Source organism: Penaeicola halotolerans (assembly GCF_016464625.1).
GTDB lineage: Bacteria > Bacteroidota > Bacteroidia > Cytophagales > Cyclobacteriaceae > Penaeicola > Penaeicola halotolerans.
The window spans coordinates 304,422-326,543 of record NZ_JAEAGO010000001.1 but is presented as its reverse complement, the minus strand read 5'-3'; the positions used below and the strand labels follow the sequence as shown (position 1 = coordinate 326,543).

Annotated in this window: 21 protein-coding genes; 14 read left to right on the top strand and 7 right to left on the bottom strand. The window is 41.0% G+C overall.

Annotation, left to right across the window (positions count from 1 at the left end; all coding sequences use genetic code 11):
• Window positions 1–316: 316 nt before the first annotated feature.
• A complete protein-coding gene (gene ffh, locus I5349_RS01450; RefSeq protein WP_226388945.1) occupies window positions 317–1,651 on the bottom strand; it encodes a signal recognition particle protein in 1,335 nt (444 codons plus the stop codon).
• Window positions 1,652–1,824: 173 nt separating this feature from the next.
• On the opposite strand from ffh, the gene I5349_RS01445 reads away from it, so the two are divergent.
• Genes I5349_RS01445 through I5349_RS01430 form a run of 4 tightly spaced genes read left to right on the top strand, consistent with a single transcriptional unit; the run spans window position 1,825 to window position 7,484 of the window.
• Entirely contained in the window at window positions 1,825–4,257 is a 2,433-nt protein-coding gene (locus I5349_RS01445) for a YfhO family protein (RefSeq protein WP_226388944.1), read from the top strand.
• Entirely contained in the window at window positions 4,254–4,958 is a 705-nt protein-coding gene (locus tag I5349_RS01440) for a class I SAM-dependent methyltransferase (RefSeq protein WP_226388943.1), read from the top strand. Before I5349_RS01445 ends, I5349_RS01440 begins: the two co-directional genes overlap by 4 nt.
• Window positions 4,958–5,992, top strand: coding sequence for a glycosyltransferase family 4 protein (locus tag I5349_RS01435; protein ID WP_226388942.1), 1,035 nt, complete (start codon window positions 4,958–4,960; stop codon window positions 5,990–5,992). Before I5349_RS01440 ends, I5349_RS01435 begins: the two co-directional genes overlap by 1 nt.
• 1 nt (window position 5,993) lies before the next feature.
• Window positions 5,994–7,484 (top strand): lipopolysaccharide biosynthesis protein, encoded by a 1,491-nt coding sequence (locus tag I5349_RS01430; RefSeq protein ID WP_226388941.1) that lies wholly within the window; start codon window positions 5,994–5,996, stop codon window positions 7,482–7,484.
• Between the two features lie 7 nt (window positions 7,485–7,491).
• Here the strand turns inward: I5349_RS01430 and I5349_RS01425 are convergent, their stop codons facing one another.
• From I5349_RS01425 to I5349_RS01415, 3 genes are all read right to left on the bottom strand, one after another.
• Complete coding sequence (locus tag I5349_RS01425; RefSeq protein ID WP_226388940.1) at window positions 7,492–7,680, bottom strand: hypothetical protein; 189 nt, start codon at window positions 7,678–7,680, stop codon at window positions 7,492–7,494.
• Window positions 7,681–7,793: 113 nt separating this feature from the next.
• Window positions 7,794–8,903, bottom strand: a complete 1,110-nt coding sequence (locus I5349_RS01420) for a DegT/DnrJ/EryC1/StrS family aminotransferase (protein ID WP_226388939.1) — start codon at window positions 8,901–8,903, stop codon at window positions 7,794–7,796.
• Window positions 8,881–10,182, bottom strand: a complete 1,302-nt coding sequence (locus I5349_RS01415) for a glycosyltransferase family 4 protein (protein WP_226388938.1) — start codon at window positions 10,180–10,182, stop codon at window positions 8,881–8,883. The genes I5349_RS01420 and I5349_RS01415 overlap by 23 nt, the downstream gene beginning before the upstream one ends.
• 92 nt (window positions 10,183–10,274) lie before the next feature.
• Between I5349_RS01415 and pfkA the strand changes: the two genes are divergently transcribed.
• Both pfkA and I5349_RS01405 read left to right on the top strand, forming a co-directional pair.
• Window positions 10,275–11,246: a 6-phosphofructokinase gene (pfkA, locus tag I5349_RS01410; protein ID WP_226388937.1), complete on the top strand. Its 972-nt coding sequence runs from the start codon at window positions 10,275–10,277 to the stop codon at window positions 11,244–11,246.
• A gap of 1 nt (window position 11,247) precedes the next feature.
• On the top strand, window positions 11,248–11,586 hold the full coding sequence (locus I5349_RS01405) for a hypothetical protein (protein WP_226388936.1): 339 nt from the start codon (window positions 11,248–11,250) through the stop codon (window positions 11,584–11,586).
• Here the strand turns inward: I5349_RS01405 and miaA are convergent.
• Complete coding sequence (miaA, locus tag I5349_RS01400) at window positions 11,583–12,494, bottom strand: tRNA (adenosine(37)-N6)-dimethylallyltransferase MiaA (protein WP_226388935.1); 912 nt, start codon at window positions 12,492–12,494, stop codon at window positions 11,583–11,585. The genes I5349_RS01405 and miaA overlap by 4 nt on opposite strands.
• 85 nt (window positions 12,495–12,579) lie before the next feature.
• Here miaA and I5349_RS01395 point away from each other — a divergent pair, with 85 nt between their 5' ends.
• From I5349_RS01395 to I5349_RS01360, 8 genes are all read left to right on the top strand, one after another.
• Window positions 12,580–13,344: a response regulator gene (locus I5349_RS01395; RefSeq protein WP_226388934.1), complete on the top strand. Its 765-nt coding sequence runs from the start codon at window positions 12,580–12,582 to the stop codon at window positions 13,342–13,344.
• Complete coding sequence (locus I5349_RS01390) at window positions 13,337–13,711, top strand: response regulator (RefSeq protein ID WP_226388933.1); 375 nt, start codon at window positions 13,337–13,339, stop codon at window positions 13,709–13,711. Before I5349_RS01395 ends, I5349_RS01390 begins: the two co-directional genes overlap by 8 nt.
• On the top strand, window positions 13,712–13,987 hold the full coding sequence (locus tag I5349_RS01385; RefSeq protein ID WP_226388932.1) for a hypothetical protein: 276 nt from the start codon (window positions 13,712–13,714) through the stop codon (window positions 13,985–13,987).
• Window positions 13,984–14,745, top strand: a complete 762-nt coding sequence (locus I5349_RS01380) for an MBL fold metallo-hydrolase (RefSeq protein ID WP_226388931.1) — start codon at window positions 13,984–13,986, stop codon at window positions 14,743–14,745. The genes I5349_RS01385 and I5349_RS01380 overlap by 4 nt, the downstream gene beginning before the upstream one ends.
• Before the next feature lie 3 nt (window positions 14,746–14,748).
• Complete coding sequence (locus I5349_RS01375; RefSeq protein WP_226388930.1) at window positions 14,749–16,290, top strand: NFACT RNA binding domain-containing protein; 1,542 nt, start codon at window positions 14,749–14,751, stop codon at window positions 16,288–16,290.
• A gap of 32 nt (window positions 16,291–16,322) precedes the next feature.
• Window positions 16,323–17,147, top strand: coding sequence for a maleylpyruvate isomerase N-terminal domain-containing protein (locus tag I5349_RS01370; protein ID WP_226388929.1), 825 nt, complete (start codon window positions 16,323–16,325; stop codon window positions 17,145–17,147).
• Between the two features lie 105 nt (window positions 17,148–17,252).
• Window positions 17,253–17,795, top strand: a complete 543-nt coding sequence (locus tag I5349_RS01365) for a DUF6265 family protein (RefSeq protein ID WP_226388928.1) — start codon at window positions 17,253–17,255, stop codon at window positions 17,793–17,795.
• A 7-nt stretch (window positions 17,796–17,802) separates the two neighbouring features.
• Window positions 17,803–18,642 carry a DUF4349 domain-containing protein gene (locus I5349_RS01360; RefSeq protein WP_226388927.1) on the top strand — a complete coding sequence of 280 codons (840 nt, stop codon included), beginning with the start codon at window positions 17,803–17,805 and terminating at the stop codon, window positions 18,640–18,642.
• Here the strand turns inward: I5349_RS01360 and I5349_RS01355 are convergent.
• Window positions 18,639–19,211, bottom strand: a complete 573-nt coding sequence (locus I5349_RS01355; RefSeq protein WP_226388926.1) for a pyridoxamine 5'-phosphate oxidase family protein — start codon at window positions 19,209–19,211, stop codon at window positions 18,639–18,641. The genes I5349_RS01360 and I5349_RS01355 overlap by 4 nt on opposite strands.
• Window positions 19,212–19,277: 66 nt before the next feature.
• The gene (locus tag I5349_RS01350) at window positions 19,278–22,121 is read right to left on the bottom strand and encodes a PD-(D/E)XK nuclease family protein (RefSeq protein WP_226388925.1); all 2,844 of its coding nucleotides are present in this window, start codon (window positions 22,119–22,121) and stop codon (window positions 19,278–19,280) included.
• Between the last annotated feature and the right edge of the window lies 1 nt (window position 22,122).

Here is a 22,122-nt window from a genome sequence, read left to right as displayed (position 1 = left end):
TCGTGCCTCAGGCTTGCCTACCTCTGGTAGGGTGACAATGCAGACGGGGTACGTCTTTGCGAGGGCTTGACCCGAAGCAATCCAGTTAGGTCAACATGAATTATTTATGCGACCCGCTTCGGGGTCAGGTATTCTTTCATCAATAGACGTCTCTACGAATATTCGTGCAGTCGTGGCTGTAGCATAATATCTCCATGGAAGAAGTAGGTTCAACTATCTCATGGAAATGGCATCTATTAAAAAATATGACCACTACCTCATGAACAAAAAAAGCTGCCCTAAGAGCAGCTTTTATATACTTATCATGAATTGATGTCTATCGCTTACCAAATGGATTGAGACCAGCGAGGGCATTTTTAGCACCACCCATTTTATTCATGGTCTTCATCATCTTGCGCATGTCACCAAACTGCTTCATCAGGTTGTTCACCTCTTGGATAGAGCGTCCACTCCCTTTGGCAATACGGTTTCTGCGACTACCATTGATCAAGTCTGGATTTTCTCTTTCTTCCAAAGTCATACTCTTGATGATTGCCTCTATCGGTTTGAATGAATCATCATCGATATCCACACCCTTGAGCGCCTTACCCATGCCTGGGATCATGCCCATGAGATCTTTGATATTACCCATCTTCTTGATTTGCTCTAGTTGAGACAGGAAGTCATCAAAGTTGAACTGATTCTTGCGAATTTTAGAGTTGATACGCTTCGCTTCATCCTCATCAAAGGTCTGCTGCGCACGCTCTACGAGAGAGACTACGTCTCCCATGCCGAGGATACGCTGTGCCATACGATCTGGATAGAAGAGGTCTATGGCCTCCATCTTTTCCCCTGTAGAAATGTACTTGATGGGCTTGTTGACCACACTGCGGATCGAGAGGGCGGCACCACCTCGGGTGTCACCATCAAGCTTGGTGAGAACTACCCCATCAAAGTCTAAGCGCTCATCAAAGGTCTTGGCTGTATTGACTGCATCTTGACCCGTCATAGAGTCTACTACAAAAAGTGTTTCCGATGGCTTAAGAGCTGCTTTAAGCGCTGCTATCTCATCCATCATCTGACCATCTACGGCTAGACGACCAGCAGTATCGACTATCACGATCTTTTTACCAGTCTTCTTAGCTTGCTCTATGGCTGCTTTGGCGATCTTGACAGCATCTTTATTTTCAGGCTCAGCGTAGACATCTACACCGATCTGTCCTCCTAGCACTTTCAATTGGTCAATCGCAGCAGGACGGTAGATATCGCATGCTGCTAGCATCACTTGTCTGCCTTGCTTTTTGAGCAAACTGGCAAGTTTACCAGAAAAAGTCGTCTTACCAGAACCCTGAAGACCTGAGATCAAAATCACCGCAGGATCACCTTTGATATTGATATCTGCCTTGGTACCTCCCATCAACTTGGTTAGCTCCTCAGATACAATCTTTACCAAGAGTTGTCCTGGGGAAACAGAGATCAACACATCTCTACCGAGTGCCTCTTCCTTGATCTTATCAGTGACTTCTTTGGCTACTTTATAGTTGACGTCTGCATCGATCAGTGCTCTTCTGATCTCCTTGACCGTACTGGCCACGTTGATCTCCGTGATCTGACCCTGCCCTTTGAGGGTTTTGAAAGCAAACTCTAGTTTATTACTTAAATTATCAAACATGTCTTTTCGCTATTTGGTACGCAAAAATAATGAAAATAACGATTTTTTGAAGGCTTCACCAGAGAAGCTTTCCGCATATCTACATTTCTTCTCGCACTTATCTCTGCTAGGCTACCTATTTCAAACAATAATATTTATTTTGCGAGGGTTATTTTCAAAACTAGACTTACACCATGTCCAAAATTGATTTCAAGAAAGATTTTTTACCTCACCTGATCGCTGTCATCGTCTTTTATTTACTCACGGTGATCTACTTCCAGCCGATGATATTTGGAGACAAAGTTCTTTCACAAAATGACATCCTACAGTGGGAAGGCAGTGCCAAAACGCTGATGGACTATCAAGCTGAGACAGGAGAAACAGGCCTCTGGGCCAACTCTATGTTTAGCGGGATGCCTGCTTACTTGGTACACATGAGCTATCCGGGGGACTTCATAGGTGTATTGATCAAAGTATTGACGCTGGGTATCGCCCATCCTGCCAACTCGCTTTTTGCGGGTTTGGTCGGTTTTTATATCCTCATGCTTAGTTTCAAAGTACGTCCTAGCATCGCTATGGTGGGAAGCGTGGCATTTGCACTGAGTACCTTTAACCTCATCAGTATAGAAGCTGGCCACAATGCCAAAGTATGGGCGATCTGCCTCATGCCATTGATCTTAGCAGGAATCCACACTAGCTTGCACCGCCACAGATGGCTAGGTATCGCTATCACTGCTTTAGGACTTACTTTACAGCTTTATTTTAATCATCTCCAGATCACTTATTACACGCTTTTAGTCGTATTGATCTATGGCGCATTTCAGTTGTATGATGCTTACAAAGCGAAACAAGTCCCTGCCTTTAGCAAATCCATTGCCCTCCTCTTTATCGCTGTATTTATCGCTTTAGGATCAAATCTGGGTAGGATCTGGACTGTGTATGAATATGGTCAATACTCTATCAGAGGTAAATCCGAACTTACTCAAACGGACAGCGGGTCTGGCTTGGATAGAGACTATGCTTTCAACTGGAGTAGTGGCAAAATGGAAAGCTTCACGCTGCTCATCCCCAATTTCTATGGAGGTGCCAGTGTGCAGGACATCGGCACAGACTCTGAGATAGGAACAGTCCTCAGACAAAATGGCATCCCTCCACAGCAGATCAGAGAGTTCACTCAAAACGCCCGTACCTATTGGGGTAATCAGCCGTTTACCGCTGGCCCTATCTATGGTGGGGCGATTATTTGTTTCCTATTTGTATTAGGCTTGCTTTTATTTAAAAGCCGAATGGCCTATTTCCTCTTGACCATCGCTTTACTTTCTTTGATTTTGTCTTGGGGGAAAAATTTAGAGTTTGTCAATTACTTCCTCTTTGACTACCTACCTGGGTACAATAAGTTTAGATCGGTCTCTATGGCGATCTGCATAGCGCTACTTGCTATGCCATGGCTAGCCACACTTACAGCAGAGAAGCTACTCTCAGAAAGCTGGAATAAAGATATCCTGAAAAAAGGAGGCATTGCTCTTGGACTTACAGGTGGTCTATCACTACTCTTTTATGTTTTTGCAGGCATGTTTAGCTTCTCCGCTCCAAACGATGCCATGATGGGATTGCCTGAGCCATTTTTGGAAGCACTTCAAAATGACCGAAAGAACCTATTCCAATCGGATGCTATGCGCAGCTTTCTTTGGATCGCTTTATCAGCATTGACATTGTTCCTGTATCATAAAAAGAAAGTGTCAGCGGCAGTTACACCCTTTATACTTCTGGCTTTGATCACCTTAGATTTTTGGTCAGTTGGTAAGCGTTATTTGAATGAGGATAATTTCATCAAAAATCCTTCAAGGGCTTATTTTCAACCTACAGAAGCCGATCAATTGATATTGGCTGATAAAGCAGACTTTAGAGTTTTCAATCTACAAAATCCATTTAATGAGGCGCGAACTGCCTACTATCACCAGTCACTAGGAGGCTATCATGGCGCTAAAATGAGACGCTACCAGGATGTCATCGACCAACACCTGACAGTAGAGTATGAAAACTTCGTGGCACCGCTACAGGAAGGTGAAATCGATCTCTCTGCGCTGAAAGTAGTCAACATGCTCAATGCCAAGTATATCTTGGCAGGTAGCAGCCGCAATGCTGTCATTGAAAATCAAAATGCGCTGGGCAATGCTTGGCTGGTTAATGACATCTATTCAGTCAATAGTCCTGATGAAGAATTGGCAGCATTGAGTACCGTAGCACTTGCTGAAGTGGCGATCATAGATGAAAGCAAATTCGCACTAGGTCAAAAGAACTATACTGGACAAGGGAGTATAAAATTGACTGCTAAAACACCCAATGAGCTGACTTATGAAAGTACTTCGTCAGGAGATGCCTTGGGTGTATTCTCTGAGATCTACTATCCTGAGGGATGGACAGCCACTATCGATGGCGAGCCAGTAGATATCCTGCGCGCCAATTATTTGTTGAGAGCCTTAGAAATACCTGCAGGAAATCATGAGATCAAATTTACCTTTGCGCCAAGCTCCTACTTGATTGGTAGCAAACTTATGGCCATTGCTCAGGTATTACTTTTGATCCTTTTGGGGGCTAGTTTATGGATAACGATTCGAAAAAAATGAGTGATAAACAATCCGAAGTAGAAGGCTTTTACGATGAATTCGTTACTCATCAGAAGCATAGAGGCATCAACTTACGCCACAGGGAAATCCTCAGTAGATGCATCGCTGCTGGCCTGACTAAGTCGTCTAAAGTCTTAGAGGTGGGTTGTGGTATCGGTACGGTGAGTCGCCTTTTGGCACAGCGTGTCTCAAAAGGAAGCCTTCTCGGGGTAGACATCAGTCCTAAGAGCATCGCTGAAGCTCAGCAGTTCAACAAAGACCTCAAGCAAGCGAAGTTTATGGTCTCAGACATGAGCGACTTCCAGTATGATCAAGTCTTTGATGTGGTGGTTTTCCCTGATGTGCTAGAACACATTCCTGTCGCGGACCATGCGGCACTATTTGCTAAGATCAAAGCACATACCCATGAAAACTCGGTCGTTTGTATCAATATCCCTGCGCCTAGATTTCTCGAATGGATGATCGCCAATGAGCCTGAAAAACTCCAAATCATCGACCAACCCTTGGATACTGCACGCTTGGTAGGTGACTGGCAAGCCAGTGGTTTCTACCTAGACAAGATGGAAACTTACCCTATTTTCTATCAAGAAGGAGACTATCAGTTTTTCATTTTCCGACCCAACAAAAAACTATCTAAAACCACACATCGCCCTAAAATTGATGTATTTTTGGATATTCAAAAACGTAAGTTTTTCAAATAATGGCTAAAAATAAAGTGCTCTACACTTATCCTATTTTGAGTTCCTTCATCGAAAAGGATATCAAGATGCTGAGTGCTGCTTACCAAGTAAAATCTTTTGGATTTACAGATAAGCCTAGCAAACTGATCAGCACTTTTATCAAGCACTTTTTCCTCATGCTATGGCACTTACCGAGCAGCAAAGGAACGGTAGTCTGCTTTTCAGGTTATCATGCCTTTTGGCCAGTGTTTTTGGGTAAGATTTTTGGCAAGCCTACCTACATCATCGCAGGAGGAACGGATTGTGTACACTTTCCTAATATCGACTATGGCAACTTTAGACTCAAATACTTGAAATGGTTTACTGTCTATAGCTTTAAAAATGCGACTAAAATCCTTCCTGTAGCAGAAAGCCTCATAGAGACAGACTACCATTTTGTATCTGAAGCACCCAATAAGCAAGGCATCAAAGCTTTTATCCCCGACCTCAAAACTCCTATTGAAGTCCTATACAATGCCTATGATGCAGACTTTTGGCAATACAACGGTCGCAGAAGAAAAGCCAACTCCTTCATCACCGTTGCCACAGGCATCAATAAGAAGAGTCGCTTCATGACCAAAGGCATTGACTTAGTATTTCAGATAGCCGAACAGTTCCCTGAGTATGACTTTACCATCTTGGGTACCGAAAACTACAAATCATGGCTGCCAAATGTCAGAATACTCGGACACCGCAGTGCGCCTGAGTTGATTCGTTTTTATTCCACACATGAGTTTTATTTACAGCTCTCCATGTCTGAGGGATTTCCTAATGCACTGTGTGAAGCGATGCTATGTGGTTGTATTCCGATCGGCTCTGATGTGGGAGCAATCAGACAAATCATCGGTGATAGCGGCTTTGTGTTGAAGGAAAAAGATGTCATGCAACTCAATGAGATCTTCGGCAAAGCTGTAGAAGCTGATCGCCCGATGCTATCACAAAAAGCTAGGAAACAGATAGCTGAGAACTATCCATATCATGCCCGCCAAGAAGCTTTGATCAACCTATTTGCATGATATGGGAAAGGTGCTCAAGCAAAGCATATTGACCTCAATCTATTCATACATAGGTGTACTGATTGGCTTTTTCAATACGCTTTTCCTGATTCCTTATGTTTTACAGCCTAGTGATTTAGGGCTTTTTCGTGTCGTTCAGGACTTGGCGATTCTGTTGACACCCTTTGCTCAGATTGGTCTAGGTCATGGGATGCAGAAGTTCTTCCCCTTATTTAGTGCGAGTAAGCATCATAGACAGCAGTTGCTTAGTTTTATGCTACTGGCATCGCTACTAGGTTTTCTCGCTTTTGGTTTGCTCTTCTTTTTGACTAAGCCATTGATCTTAGACTTTTTTACCCCAAATGCCCCTCAAGTTACACAGTATCTCAATGTGGTACTTGTCGTAACGCTATTGATGGTGCTCAATTCGATCTTAGATGCTTATGCACGTTCTTTACTCAAAGTTGCTTTTCCTGCTTTTATTAGAGAAGTGCTGATCAGACTTTTTACTGCATTACTTGTTACCGCTTATTTTCTAGGGTACTTAGAGATCAGTGGTTTGATTTATGGATTTATCTTGGTATATGTATCAGGTCTTTTGATCATGTGGCTATACTTATTGAGAGAAAAAGAATTTGCCTTGACACTCAAGCTAAACTTGATAGATAAAAAATTGGTCTCACAAATCGTAAACTACTGCCTGATCACCTTGGCAGCTACTGCAGGATCTGTGCTAGTCATGAAGATAGATACAGTCATGGTCACTGGACTAATGGGTCAAGAGGCTACTGCTATTTATACTACTGCTTTCTTTATCGCAGTGGTGATCGAGATGCCTCGCAGAGCAGTTTCTCAGACGATCCTTCCTATCCTGAGTAAAGAACTAAGTGAGCAAAACATCAGTGAAGTTGGTCGCATCTACAAGCGTATAGCGACAAGTCAATACCTCGTCTGTTTACTGATCTTTATCGGAATCTGGGCAAATATAGAAACGCTCTACACGCTGATCCCCAAGTCGGACATCTATGTAAAAGGTCTCTGGGTAGTTTTTATTATAGGTTTAGCCAAGCTAATAGATGTCATCTCAAGTGTCAATGGAGAGATCATCGTCATGAGTAGGTTTTATAGGTTTAATATCATCGCTACTGCCATCATGGCTGTCGCTACTATTGGATTTAATTACCTATTGATTCCACTATATGGCTTGGAGGGTGCGGCTTTGGCTTCCTTTTTAGCCATCCTGCTTTATAACCTTGTGAAATTTATCTATATCAAAAGCGTCTTGAAGATCAGTCCTTGGGACAAACAGCTACTCTTCATTACCCTCCTCGGAGCGATCAGCTATGCTGTGGGATATTTCATGCCTAAACTGAACAATGGGATATTAGATATCTTACTAAGATCATTGGTGATCACCTTGACCTATATTGGTCTCTTTAGATGGACCAAGTGGTCTGATGATTTTATGATCATCTGGAAAAAGGGTTTTGAGATGATTTATAAAATAAAATAATGGACTACTATTTTTTACGCTTGTATACTATAGTGGACTTCATTTCATTAGCGTCTACAGCTTCAACTTTTCCATCTCTAAGCACTATCATAGGACTATTCCTTTGCTTTTTATACTCTACTAATTTTTTATACGTTTCTTCTAGCCCTTTTACAATCTTATCGCGCTCTTCTTTTAATTTCTCTTTACTTTCCATAATATTTAGATTTTAACATCTCCCATTTTTCTAAATTACTAATATTAATACTCTCACCTGCTCCTTCAGCAATCACCTCATAGTCATCTCCTGAGTTATTCACAAATAACCAGTTATCTAACGCTGGAAGAATCAAAAAAAGCCCTAATAGCCTCATAAACTTGATCTACCTCCGCTTCTTTCAAATATGGATAAAGTGGTAAAGATAGTATCCTGTCACAAATAGATGACCCACCTGTCAGATCTCTGGTAGTTTGCTTTAAGTGAGGCATTTGATCTAAAGTCTTCGGATAATGTATGGCAGTTTGAATACCCAGATCATTCAAATATAGCTTCAAAGCATCTCGATGTGCTGTCTGAATGACAAAAAGGTGGTGATTGGACTCATTATTCAGATGTATATAGGGCAAAGTAAGTGTTGAAATATTCGCTAACAGCTTTCTGTATCGATCAGAAAGTGATTTTCTCTTTGCTTGCCAGTCGTCAAAGTGCTTTAAATTTTCTAGTAAGAACGCTGCTTGTAAGGTATCCAGTCTGGAGTTTCTCCCCAGCCTTTGGTGCACATCTCGCTTTGATTGTCCATGATTGGCTATCTCTTTGGCTATTTGCGCCTTTAGCGGATCAGCAAAAGCCATAGCACCCCCATCTCCCAATGCTCCAAGATTTTTGGTTGGATAAAAGCTGTAAGCCGCAGCGTGTCCACAAGTCCCAGCTAATTCACCCTTTTGCTTTGCGCCAAAAGCTTGCGCACAATCTTCAATGATAATGAGCTGATGCTCCTCTGCCAAGTCTAGGATGGGTTGCATTGGTACCATCTGACCGTAAAGATGTACGGGTATGATCGCCTTGGTACGCTTGGTGATCAAAGAAGAAAGTCGAGTAGAATCTATCAGTCCTGTCCGCTCATCGAGTGGTGCTAGAACTGGTATTGCTCCAGCTCTGATCACTGCTTCTGCATTAGACACCCAAGTTAGTGGTGATAAGATCACCTCATCTCCTACTCCAATTTCATAAACCTCTAAGATGATCTCTAGCGCATCCGAGCCATTGGCGCAGGTCACTACACTCCTTCCCAAATGCTCAGATAGCTTTTGCTCTAATGTAGACACCTGTTTCCCATGTATCAAAGAATCTCCGCTGAGCACTTGGCTCATCACCTCTAAATACTGGGGCTGCATCTCTTTCAATGCCCGACTCAAATCATGAAAGGGGATCTTTGACATATTGGTCTAGTATTTTAGCGAGTTGATGGGTAAGATTTTTTCTTTCATAGGCCATTACTTGATCAGACTTGACACGTAACGAAGACTTGTCATTAATCACAGTGAGCAGAAAATCTCTCAAAGCTTCTATCTGATCATGCGCGAAAACTTTACCTATCCGATATTGATGTATGATCTGCGCGGCATCTCCCTCTGGATCTCCCAAAGCTAAGATAAACCTTCCTGACGCTGCATATTCAAATATTTTTCCAGGGATATTGCCCTTAGCATTCTTCGTATTGGTCAGTACGAGCAAAAGCAAATCAGCTTTTTCATAATAGTCAAAAACCTCTTGATGACTTACATACCCTCTAAAGAACACATGATCTTTTAGCTGAGGATCGTTGCCCACTTCCTCTTTTATCTTTTCACTTACCTTCCCTACAAAATCAATCTGCCATTTAGACTGTAGTTCCTCAGGTAGTGATTTACATGCCTTAAATAAGGGTCGAGGATCTCTGATAGCATCTATCACTCCAGCGTAGACGATGTTTAGCTGACTTGTTGCCGGATCAATCTCAGGAAGTACTGGTACATCAGCTGTATCATAGCCATTGGTCAAAACACTGATAGCAGCCTTTCCTCCTTTCACACGCAACTGCTCCGCAAACGTAGGGCTTATTGTCAATATATGAGAAGCCGATTGTAGCACTTTTTGCTCCAGTTTATCATGTTTAGCTCTCGCCCATCGACTAAGCTTCAAAGTATCTAAAAAATCCCAATCAGTCCACGGATCTCTAAAGTCTGCAATCCATGGTATGCCACTTTTTTGATGTAAAGAAGCTCCTATCAAGTGCATGCTGTGGGGTGGACCTGTGGTGATGATTATATCGATCTCATTGCTCACCAAGATATCTTGTAAGAATTGGCTGGCTGGCTTGACCCAAAAGCGTCTAGGATCAGGAATGAGCAGATTGCCTCTCAGCCAAAGTGCTAATTGATCCAGTAGTCCTAGCTGCTTGTTTTCCAGTACCTTTTGATCAGCCTTCTTATCCCCTTTCAGTTTTCTGAAAAGTTGATAAGGCTCCCAGATAGGATACTTGATCACCTCCATGTGTGGATTGACCTCCTTCAATAGTGATTCATCTTTGAGATCAAAGTCTGGATTTTCTGGAGTAAAAATCACTGGCTCCCAGCCAAACTCAGGCAGATACTTAGACATCTTGAGCCAGCGCTGCACCCCAGATCCTCCGCTTGGCGGCCAATAATAGGTGATGATGAGAACTTTTCTATAAGACATGTCAAACAAATATAAAGCTTATACGTCCAAATGATTTCAAGGCAGGCATTTTTTCGCTATACTTGATGCATTAACCTATTAAGCGGAAAGCAATGAAAAAAATCGGTGTTTTTACTTCTGGTGGAGATTCTCCTGGCATGAATGCCTGTATCAGAGCAGTAGTGAGAGCTTGTATCTATCATGGACTAGAAGTCTATGGAATTAAGTATGGCTATGATGGCATGATCAAGGGAGAAATCATCAAAATGCAATCTCACTCAGTCAGCAATATCGTACAGCGCGGTGGCACTATCTTGAAGTCAGCTAGAAGCACAGAGTTTAGGACTAAAGAAGGACGTCAAAAAGCCTATGACCAGCTCAAAAAACATGGGATAGAGGGGCTTGTCGCTATCGGTGGAGATGGTACATTTACTGGAGCAAAGATCTTTTCTGAAGAATTTGACATTCCTGTGATCGGCTGTCCTGGCACGATAGATAATGATATTTACGGTACTGATTTCACGATAGGGTTTGATACTGCGGTAAACACTGCCTTAGAGTCTATCGATAAGATCAGAGATACCGCAGCATCTCATGATCGTATATTCTTTGTTGAGGTGATGGGTAGAGACAGTGGCTATATCGCCATTCAGTGTGGCATAGGTGGTGGTGCTGAAATAGTGATGGTACCTGAGACCGAAACGACCATCGCAGATGTCATCAAAAAACTAGACACTGGTCTTCGCAAAACCAAAACTTCCTCTATCGTAGTAGTAGCTGAGGGAGATGAGGAAGGCAATGCTGCAGAAGTGATGGCGAAAGTCAAAGCAGAAAATCCAAAAAATGAGTATAAGGTCACCACACTAGGGCATATCCAAAGAGGTGGAAATCCAACAGCAACTGATCGCATACTGGGGAGCAGATGTGGAATCGCAGCTGTAGAAGGACTCATGGCAGGCCAGCGAAACTGTATGGCAGGTGTGATGAACGACCAAATAGTCTATACACCTTTTGATGACTGCATCAGTAAGTCTAAACCTATCAATCAGGACTATCTAAAAATGATGAATATTTTAAGTATCTAATATGGGATTTATACCAATGTTTGTGGGCATACTAGGTTTTAGTTTGCTCTACACTATCTTGACTGGAAATGCACTTAAAAGCCAAAGAAAGGGTATTTTAAGTTTGAAAAATAAAGTAATCGAGCTAGCAAAAGATAATAAGCTTTTGACCCTAGATAAGAATTATGAGCAAATGCCACTTAGTGCATTTATCCAAGAAATAGAAGCTACTTCTCCCACTGTAGATATCCAAAATACGCTCAAGAGTCTCAAAGGTCTAAGAAGAGATTATCATAAAAATCTCAATAGTAATCCTTCCAAAATGGTGGGGAAGCTCTTAGGACATCGTACTTTCGATTAAGTTTGCTCCATTTCTTCTTTCACCCATTGAATGATCTCTTGACGCTGATCTGGATGAAACCAATGGATTGATTCATCCTTGCCAAACCAAGTCAATTGTCTTTTGGCATAGCGTCTTGAGTTGCGTTTGAGTAGTCTGATAGCTTCTTCCCTATCATACTTCCCTTCTAGGTGTGCAAATATCTCCTGATACCCCACTGTTTGTAAGGCATTGAGTGCTCTATGCTCATAGAGACTTTTAGCCTCCTCAAAGAGCCCCGCTTCTATCATCAAATCCATGCGATGGTCTATTCTCTCATAGAGCTCTTCCCTAGGTCGAGTAAGTCCTATCTTGATGATCTCAAATGGTCTCTCTACCTTATCCTTCACCCTAAAATCAGAAAACGGCTTACTTGTGTGCAGGCAAACTTCCAAAGCTCTGATTAACCTTTGGGGATTTTGCCTATCTACTTGCTCGTAATAGACTGGGTCTAGCTTTTTGACTTCTTCTTGTAGCCATACCAAACCTTTCTCTTGATATTGGAGATTGAGAGATGCTCGAAGTGCGCTAGGAATGCTCGGCATCTCATCGATACCTTCACAGACAGCCTGTACATAGAGGCCAGATCCACCAGTGAGGATCATGATATCATGACTTTGAAAGGCTTGATCTAATATTTGCAAGACATCTTTCTCAAACTGAGCGATGTTATAGTTTTGATGAATCGAAAGGTTATTGATCAAGTGATGCTTCACTCTCGACAATTCTTCCTCACTAGGCTTAGCTGTGCCCAAGACCATCTCTTGATAAAACTGCCTAGCATCTGCTGAAATGATCTCAGTATGAAAGTATGTAGCCAAATCCAGACAAAGATCTGTCTTTCCTACAGCCGTGGGTCCCACGACAACTAACAGATATTTCTTTTTCATCACCTTTTATTCATAAACCAATATCCGTATTTTAGCGCATCAAGGTCTCGATTGAGATTTCAAGTTTACTAAAAGCCCTTGTCAATTGACAGTCGAAGCAAAGAAAATATTGATCGTAGATGATAATGCATTGAATAGGAATATCATTCAGAATATTCTCAACAATCGCTATCAACTTGAAACCGCTACTAATGGCCTAGAAGCGATAGAGGCTATCCAAAAGGATATATATCAACTCATCTTGATGGATATCCAAATGCCAGAACTTGATGGGATCTCAGCATTGAGACAGATCAGAGAAGAGCAATTAAGTGATGCACCTATCATGGCGATCACGGCATATTCTTCTGATGATGATCGAGACTATTTTTTAGCGATCGGATTTTGCGATTTGGTTACTAAGCCTTTTAGACCGAAAAATTTGATAGAGAAAGTAACGATCTGGCTTGAAGGTAAGCATCCTTCTGAAACTACATCAGCTAAATCTGCCGAGAATAAAGCCAGCGTTTTAGATGAGCAAATAGTCAATCAGCTCTCCAAATATGGCCAAATCACCATGATCAAGCAGGTCTATGAGGAATTTATAGAAGAGACAGCGCAACTGATCTCTGAGATAGAGGAACTAACACATAAGCTGGACCTTTCTAAAATCGGAGAAAAACTCCATATCATCAAAGGAAATGCGGGCACTATCGGAGCCATGCAACTCATGGAAAGTGCTGAAAAATTTGAATTTCAAGTAAAAAAAGAGATTGAAAAAGATATTCGTCAATATCTCCTAGATTTGTTAGAAAAATTCAATTACTTTAGGTCTTATATGTCTAACCATAGTATTTTTAAAAATGAGTGATAAGAAAAAGATATTAGTCGCTGAAGATAGCTCTGTCATCATCAACTTGACTAAAAACATTCTTCAATTTGAGAACTTCGATATCATCCCTGTAAGAAACGGAAACGATGTTTTGAAAACATTGGAGAAAAATGAGGTAGTCCTCGTGCTGATGGATATCAATCTCCCAGGAATGGACGGGATGGAATGTAGCAAACTTATCAGAGCTAATAGCAATGCGACTATCTCTAAGCTTCCTATCATTGCCATTACTGGAAACTATAAAAACTACACGTTAGATGAGTTTCACAAAGCTGGTATCAACGAATATTTACAAAAACCACTTGACTACGACCTACTCGTAACGACTATCAAAAAGTACGTGTAAATGCCCATTAAGTATACCAATCACTATTTGGACAAATTAGAAAACCTTTTTGCTGAGTCTGAATATATCCTCAGATATGAAAAAGGAAACTTCAAGTCTGGATACTGCATCTTGAAAGATACTCGGATAGTGATTGTCAATAAATACTACACCCTTGAGGGTAAGATCAATACCCTGATCGACATCCTCAAGGAGCTTAACCTCTCTCCTGAGCACTTTAGTAAAAAGAATCAAGAACTCATCTTAGAGCTTCATCAAACAAGTTTGAAGATTTGAAAGTCACATTTCTCGGTACCGGCACTTCTCAAGGCGTCCCTGTCATCGGCTGTGACTGTGCCGTTTGTAGATCTATAGATTTCAAAGATAAAAGACTCAGATGTGCTATACACCTCCAAATAGATCAAAAAAGTATCGTCATCGATACAGGGCCAGACTTTAGGCAGCAGATGCTCCGATCTGGCATCAGCGACCTCCATGCAGTACTCTACACCCATGAGCATAAGGACCATACTGCTGGACTAGACGATATCCGTCCTTTTAACTTCATGCACAATAGAGACATTCCTGTCTATGGAAGAAAGCAAGTGCTCCAACAGCTACAACAAGAATTTGCTTACATCTTTGCTCCGCAAAAATACCCTGGCATACCTAGGGTCTTATTGAGAGAGATAGACGAGACGCCTTTTGAGGTTGAGGGTATATCCATCACTCCTATTAAGGTCATGCATCATAAGCTTCCTGTTTTTGGCTTTAGAGTGGGTGATTTCACTTATATTACAGATGCCAATGCCATACCTGATGAGTCTAAAGCAAAAATCAGAGGCAGTAAAATACTTGTCATCAATGCCCTGCAGCAAGATCCTCATATTTCACACTTCACTCTTGAAGAAGCTGTTGAATTTGCGCAAGAAATGAAAGCAGAACAGACGTATTTCACCCATATCAGCCACCGAATGGGCTTGCACCATGCAGTACAAAAGACACTTCCAACCAATATTTTTCTTGCATACGATGGGCTTTCTTTGGAGCTTTGATCTATGCATATCAATTATCACTTTTTCAAAATTCTCCTTCCCAAAGTATCCGAAAAACTCATTGGACTGAGTTTAAGTACCTGTTTTTCTCAAAACAAGGATGAGCTTATTTTAGGATTTTCGTCCTCTGAATCTTCATTTTACATCAGAGTCAATTGTGCTCCTCAATTCACCCACCTGTCTTTTCCAGAAGACTATGCTCGCTCTCGTAAAAACAGTGTGGATCTTTTTGAAGAACTCATCGATCAAACCGTTGAAAAGATCTCATTGATCCCATTTGAAAGGGCTTTCTATATTCACTTTTCTGGCGGTGATAACCTGCTCTTCAAGATGCATGGCAATCGCTCCAATCTACTACTCATACGAGATCGACAAATACTCAAGCGCTTTAGACATGACATCGCAGAAGAAACTATCATAGAGGCCGATCAACTAGCCCGAAACTATGAATTGACAGAGGCTCGCTATGAAGCACTTGATCGAAACCTGAAAAAGTGGCTGCCTACACTAGGGAAAATACCTTATGCCTATATAAAAGAAAATGGAGATGACAGTTGGGCTGCTATCTCTGATATGCTTAAACAAATAGAACTAGGGATAGTATACATCCGCAGATATCAAGAAGAAATAGTCCTTAGCCTACTTCCAATAGGAGAAGAGATCGCACAATATGAAGACCCTATAGCTGCAGCCAATGCATTCTTTTCTCATAAAATGAGGGGCTTAGGTTTTGAAGGTGAGAAGCATCAATGGAAAAAATACCTAGAGACGCAGTTAAAAAAAGCTGCATCCTACATAGATAAAAATACGGTCAAACTAAGTGAAATTCAAGAAGGCGTACAGCCTGGTCAAATAGCTGATATCATCATGGCTAATTTGCATCAAATACCAGCGGGAGTCTCCGAGGTTGAGTTATTTGATTTTTATCATGATCGAGAGATCACTATCAAACTCAAAAAAGAGCTAAGTCCACAAAAATCTGCTGAGCAGTACTATCGAAAGGAGAAAAATAAAAAGATCGAAATCAACACTTTAGAGCAGAGCATCTTACAAAAGCTAACTCAAGCAGAAAATTGGAAAGAGCAGCTTGATGCTTTGGAACAAATCTCCGATGCGAAAGCCCTCAAATCGTGGCTAAAAGAATCTGGCTTGCAGCGCACCCAGACAGAGGAGGCTGATATATTACCTTATCGCGCATTTGTGGTAGAAGGCTTTCAAGTGTGGGTTGGTAAAAATGCCAAGTCTAATGATATACTTACGCTTAAACATGCCAAAAAGGAAGATCTATGGCTGCATGCCAAGGACGTTTCTGGCTCTCACGTGGTGATCAAGCAGCAAGCAGGAAAGAATTTCCCTAAGCCAGTGATTGAAAAAGCAGCTGGTCTAGCTGCCTATTATTCCAAGCTAAAACATGAAAGTCTAGCTACTGTCATCGTCACTCCAGCCAAGTTTGTGAGAAAAGTAAAGGGTACTCCCGCAGGTGCTGTCAGAGTAGAAAAAGAGGACACACTATTAGTACATCCAGTTAAGCCAAAAGATTTGTAACTTTTAAGAAAATCACTTGATAAACAAAGCGGATGAAAGACCTAAACCCACTCATCATACAAGTAAATCAAAGCCTTATTACCCTACTTAAATCCTTGGAGACTAATGATTGGGACAGACAAACTGTTGCCAAAAAGTGGAAAGTAAAAGATGTGGCAGCACATCTACTTGACGGCAATCTAAGAACGCTCTCCATTCAAAGAGATCGCTACTTTGGCGAAAAGCCTCCTTCTAATCCCACTTATTCAGAACTCGTGTCATGGCTCAACCAACTTAATGCTGACTGGGTACAAGCAAGTAAGAGACTAAGCCCAGAAGTATTGATATTATTGCTCGAAGTAACTAATCCACTCTGCGAATCACATTATCAAAGTCTCGACTTAGCAGAAGAAGCAATCTTTAGTGTGGCTTGGGCAGGAGAAAGCACTAGTCTCAACTGGAAGCATGTCGCACGAGAGTATACTGAACGGTGGCTTCATCAGCAGCAAATTAGAGCTGCTATTGATGATGACTATTTACTTCAGGCAATATTTTATCATCCCTTTTTAGACACTTTGATGCTGGCATTGCCTCATACATTTCGAGCTGTAGAATCACCTGTAGGCACAAGCATTGAAATAGAAATCCCTACTATCGATCAGCTGATGACATGGAGCTTGACCAAAAATGAAAGTGGCTGGGAAGTATTATCCCACTCTACTCAACAAACAGAAAATAAAGTCATCATAGCTGGTAAATCAGCCTGGAAACTGTTTTCAAAGAGTCTTAGATCAGAGGCTATTCAAGATCAGATAAGCCTCAGTGGAGATGAAAAGCTCGGCCAAAAAGTCCTAGAGATGGTTTCATTCATGGCTTAGCTAAGTTTGTTTTCACAACTTAATATTTAAGTATATTTTGAATAAAATTGCTTTTGCAACATTTTTATAAATAGTTAATTATTAATTTCAAAATAATTAACTTGTATGAAAGTTATTACAGCTATGCCAAAGCAAACTTTATCACTTTTACTTTTGCTACTGAGTATCCAAGTATATGCTCAAAAGAAAGCTACTGCACATGTCTTTTTAGAAGATAAAAATCAGCCCTGTCCCAAAATAGTCCTTTCTGATTTTGAAATGATCACTGGGCATTGGATAGGTTCTGGACTAGGTGGAGAAGTAGATGAACTATGGATGCCTGCACGCCAAGGGCAACTTCAAGGGGTTTTTAGATTGGAAAACAATGGGCAAATCATTTTTACAGAGTACATGTCTTTGGTCCAAGACAGCATAGGTTGGATGCTAAAGATTAAGCACTTTTCCAAAGACTTTGAAGGCTGGGAAGATCGAGATAAATCAGAAACTTTTAGACTGATCAAAGCAGAGAAAAACGCACTGTATTTTAGCGGAATTAGCTACATTAGACCTAGTGAAGATGAACTCCTCATATTTGTCGCTTTCAAACAAAAAGACGGTAGCTATCGAGAAGAAGTCTTTGATCTTAATCTAAAAAGTAAACTTAATTAACCACTCTATGCGCCTGATGAGGAATGTATTGCTTGCTACGCTTTGGATCTCTCTTAGCGCTCTAGGCTGTAGTACTAATGAGTCAAATTCGCTCAATACCGCTGCCTATGAAATGGCTGACATGGATGCCGCATCGGTCAAAAGCAGTCAAGAAGCCTCTAATGGCGATATCCAAAATAATGTAACCCTAGATGAAAGACAACTCATCAAGAGAGGCAATATGAGTTTTAGGGTCAAAAATATCCAGACTGCTTATCAGTCTCTCCTATCAATTCTCAAGCAACATCAGGCCTATATCTCATCAGAACAGGAATATACAGATGACTACAGGATCTCTTTCCAAATTGAAATCCGGGTGCCAAAAGATCAATTTGACAGCTTGTCTCAGCAGATAGTTTTGATCGCTGACAGACTAGAAAGTCGCTCTATGAATGTAGAAGATGTCACCGAACAATACCTAGATCTAAAGACCAATATTGAAAATAAAAAAGTACTAGAACAACGCTATGAGGAGCTACTAAAGCAAGCAAAAAATATCAATGAAATCTTAGAAATAGAAAGAAGTCTAAATGCAGTTAGAACTGATATAGATAACTTCACCAAACAGCTGGATTATCTCAGTAAGCAAGTGCAGTATAGCACCATCCAGCTTAATTTCTATGAGGAGCTTCCATACAAAGGCAGTCAAAAAGGCGATAATCTTCTAGATAACATCAAAGAAGCACTAGATACTGGATGGTTTGTCTTTACCAGATTTATGTTGGTGCTGATTGGACTATGGCCTTTTTATCTGGTAGGTGGCCTTATATTCTTATTGGTAAGAAAGCTTCGCAAAAAGAAGGCTTAAGGAACAAGCCACTGACCTACCCAATTAGTGGCACTCTTTTCATACTTCACCCTGATGTGTTCTCCTCTGTTTAGTTGAAGTAACTCTACGGTGGAGATTTGGATTGATATCACGGCAAAGTATTGCCCTTCATTCTCAGTTAGATAATCGTCATAGGTGGATTGTTTGATACCAGTGCCAGGAGCCAATATAGTTCCATATGATTTGCGAGCATCTCCTTGGACTCTTTGCCACCTATCGTGTGTCAATTCATCTCTATGATGAATACCTGCATGCCCTTCCATCCTTATCTGAACTTGTTTTTGCGGGTGATAGAGTAATAGAGATACGCGAGGATTAAAGTTGATATCTACCACTTTTTCAGACCTGATATCCGTGTATATTGTTAGTTTCAGGTCTTCACTCAACTCTCGAAAAACTACTAATCGCTGATGAACACCATCAACACCTACAGTGGCTAAATTAACATACCTAAAAGGGTGCTTTTTATCTAGATAGGCTCTATGAAGCTCATGCTTAATCGTATTAAAAATAGTCTCTAGTGAATCTTCAGGCTTGATGAGTGGCATATTTATTAGAAGTTTAACTATCAAACTCTTCTCAAGCTATCTTGTTAAACATCATTCAACTAAACGCTATCTGCCACATATCTCTTTGTAGGGACAATAACTACACTTATTGACATCGTCTGTCTGATCAAAAGCTTGCTCTGATCCAAACATCTCCTCCACTAACCCTCTAAAATGTTGTTCAAAGTTTGCTTGATAGTCTTGGTAAGCATCGACCTCCTCTGAAATTTTATCCTCCTTCATCTCCAAATAAGGATTAAAATCTTCCTCAAAAATCTCTTTTAGGTTAAAGATTGCTGGCTTTAATGCTAACTGATTGTCAGGAAATTTACTTTGATACAACCAGCCATAAAGCATCGTTTGCATAGCTGCCTTATTCCTGTCTTTGATGGTTCTATCAAATAGACTCTCAATAGACTTAAATTTCTTGGTGTCCTTTCCAGATTTGTAATCTATCAATCTCACTACCTCTCCTACGCGATCTACTCGATCAATGATCCCAGTAAAACCGACTTCTCCTATCTCAGTACTCAAATCAGCCAGATATCGCTCTGCTCTTTCTAGAGATATAATGTCAAAAGGGGCTGTGGACGCGTCTACCTCTAGCAGTCGATTGATATACTTTCGCAGAATATCTCTAACGATACTAAGCAAACCACTTTCTTGAACCTTATCCTCTTCTGCCAACTGATAGTGTGCCCTGATTGCTAGCTCTACACTTGGATCTACCCAATCTTTGAGCCCTGCGATGTCCTCTTTAGTGACATGACTTCTACCTTTGCGTTTCATGAAACCATTGTACAAAAACTCCAAGCTGTAGTGCGCTAGGTTGCCAAAGACAGCTGCATCGATATCTTCTTGTACCTCTTCTTTTTCCTTGATTTCAGCCACATACTGAAAGTAAAACTTGAGTCTACAGTCTAAATATACATTTAGGGCAGAGGGAGAAAGTTGCTTCACCACCTTTCCATCACTTTTGAGCCATTTCTGCATGCGAGCTAAGACATCTGGAGATTTTGCAATTGTGATTTCAGGAGTACTTTCTAGTGAAACTGGCACATGAATCACTTGCTCTGTAATCGGTAAGCCACTTTCTAGTTGAAGTTGCTGAATGTATCGGCTCTTTTCACCTGCTTTGCCTTGCTCTGCTTCAGTCGTATAGATGAGATGAATCTCCTTAGCTCTATGCAACAATCTGTAAAATGTATAGGCATAGATAGAGTCATTTTGCTCCTGTACTGGCAGTCCAAAAGCCTTTCTTAGGTTAAAAGGTATCATGGAAGATAGCGAAACACTAGGAGGAAAACTAGCCTCATTCATCTGACAGATGATAACTCGCTTGAAGTCCAAATTTCTAGACTCAAGCACCCCCATCAACTGTAGTCCATGCAAAGGCTCGCCTTCAAAAGGCAATCTCACCTCCTTAAAAACTTGTCTAAACAATCGGATAAAGAAATCCATATTGACTTTCAGTTCATGCTGTTTAGCAAAGAGATCCTTGAGTCTGTTGAGCTGTTTGAAACATTGAAAGAGATAAGTGCGCTGTAGCTTATCCTTTGAGATCAATTCCCCAAGTGCCAATATAACTGCCTCTAAATAGTCAAATAGATCATCAGCCCTCAGTGACTTGAACACTAAAGCAAAAAAATCTCCTCCAGCAGCTAACTCATGCGCTCCAATATAAACCTTGTTTTGACTTTCAATTTGTTGGATCAAGTCTTCAGAAAAAGCTTTATTGGCCATCCTGAGATAAACAGAACCCAAAAGAGCTTTCACTGGCTTGTGATAGAAATACCACCTATCCTCTTTCATTACTGCGTACTTTTGTAAGCTCAGTAGAGATTCTAGAAAGGAATAAACTGGTGCATTTCGGACAGGATAACCCATCGTCACATTGACTTGATTGATATTATCAGGCAAGTGATGCATGATCGGAAAGAGCATATTCTCATCAGGCATGATGACAACTGTCTCTTCCAGCGGCTCAGATGGTTGAATTTCTTTGAGTAAAGAGGCTACCAAATTGGCCTGATTGACTCGAAGTGGTATCGCATGGACTTGAATCTCTGCCTTAGCAGACTGAATATGTGCGGGAACCTCTGCGGGAAAAGTAGGTCCGAGTATGGGGTCTTTGATATAGTCTCTAAAGAAAAGTCCTGCTTCTTGTGCTTTATTGGCTATATAATATTGATCAATATCCCAAAAAATCTCAGAGCCAAAGACACTCACATAATGCTTGATCAAAATCTCTTCTGTAAGCGTGAAGGCATTGAAACCGACATAAATGTAATGGTGCGTTGGCGGTGCTATGTCTTGAATGCTCTCAGCGACTTGCCTGTAGAGCATCCCACCATAAGCCAGTCCTGATACTTGGAGAGAAGACTTATATGCTTCATATAGTGGGCCTAATAGCTCCCAAAAACGAAGGAATTTATCTTGATGATCTTTTTCTCTAACTTTGAAATCCTTCCAAAAGGCTGCGATTAACTCAATCTGCTCTGGAGTCAAAAAACTATAGTCTGAACTCATCTCCTTGATATCTTTCAAATAGACATACAGCTTTTTAGCATCTACTAGAAAATGATCAATATCATTGAAATCCCTGAGGATCAACTCCCCCCAATAGTAAAATCGATCAAAACTCTCTGGCTGAGGATGGATATTTTGATAGACTTTATACAGTTCAAATAAAAGTGTCAACTGATCTGAAGGTCTCCTCCCTGCATGGCTGTAAAAAACATCCTCTATCGTCAATATCTCAGGCATCCAAGTTGCCTTAGTCACTAGACTCGCAAGACTCTTAGTGAAAAATAATCCAGCCCTCCTATTAGGTAAAACTATTCGGATCTTTCTGAGATCTTCATGCTTATGGTAGATTTGGCTGGCAGTTGCTGATAAAAAGGTCTCCATA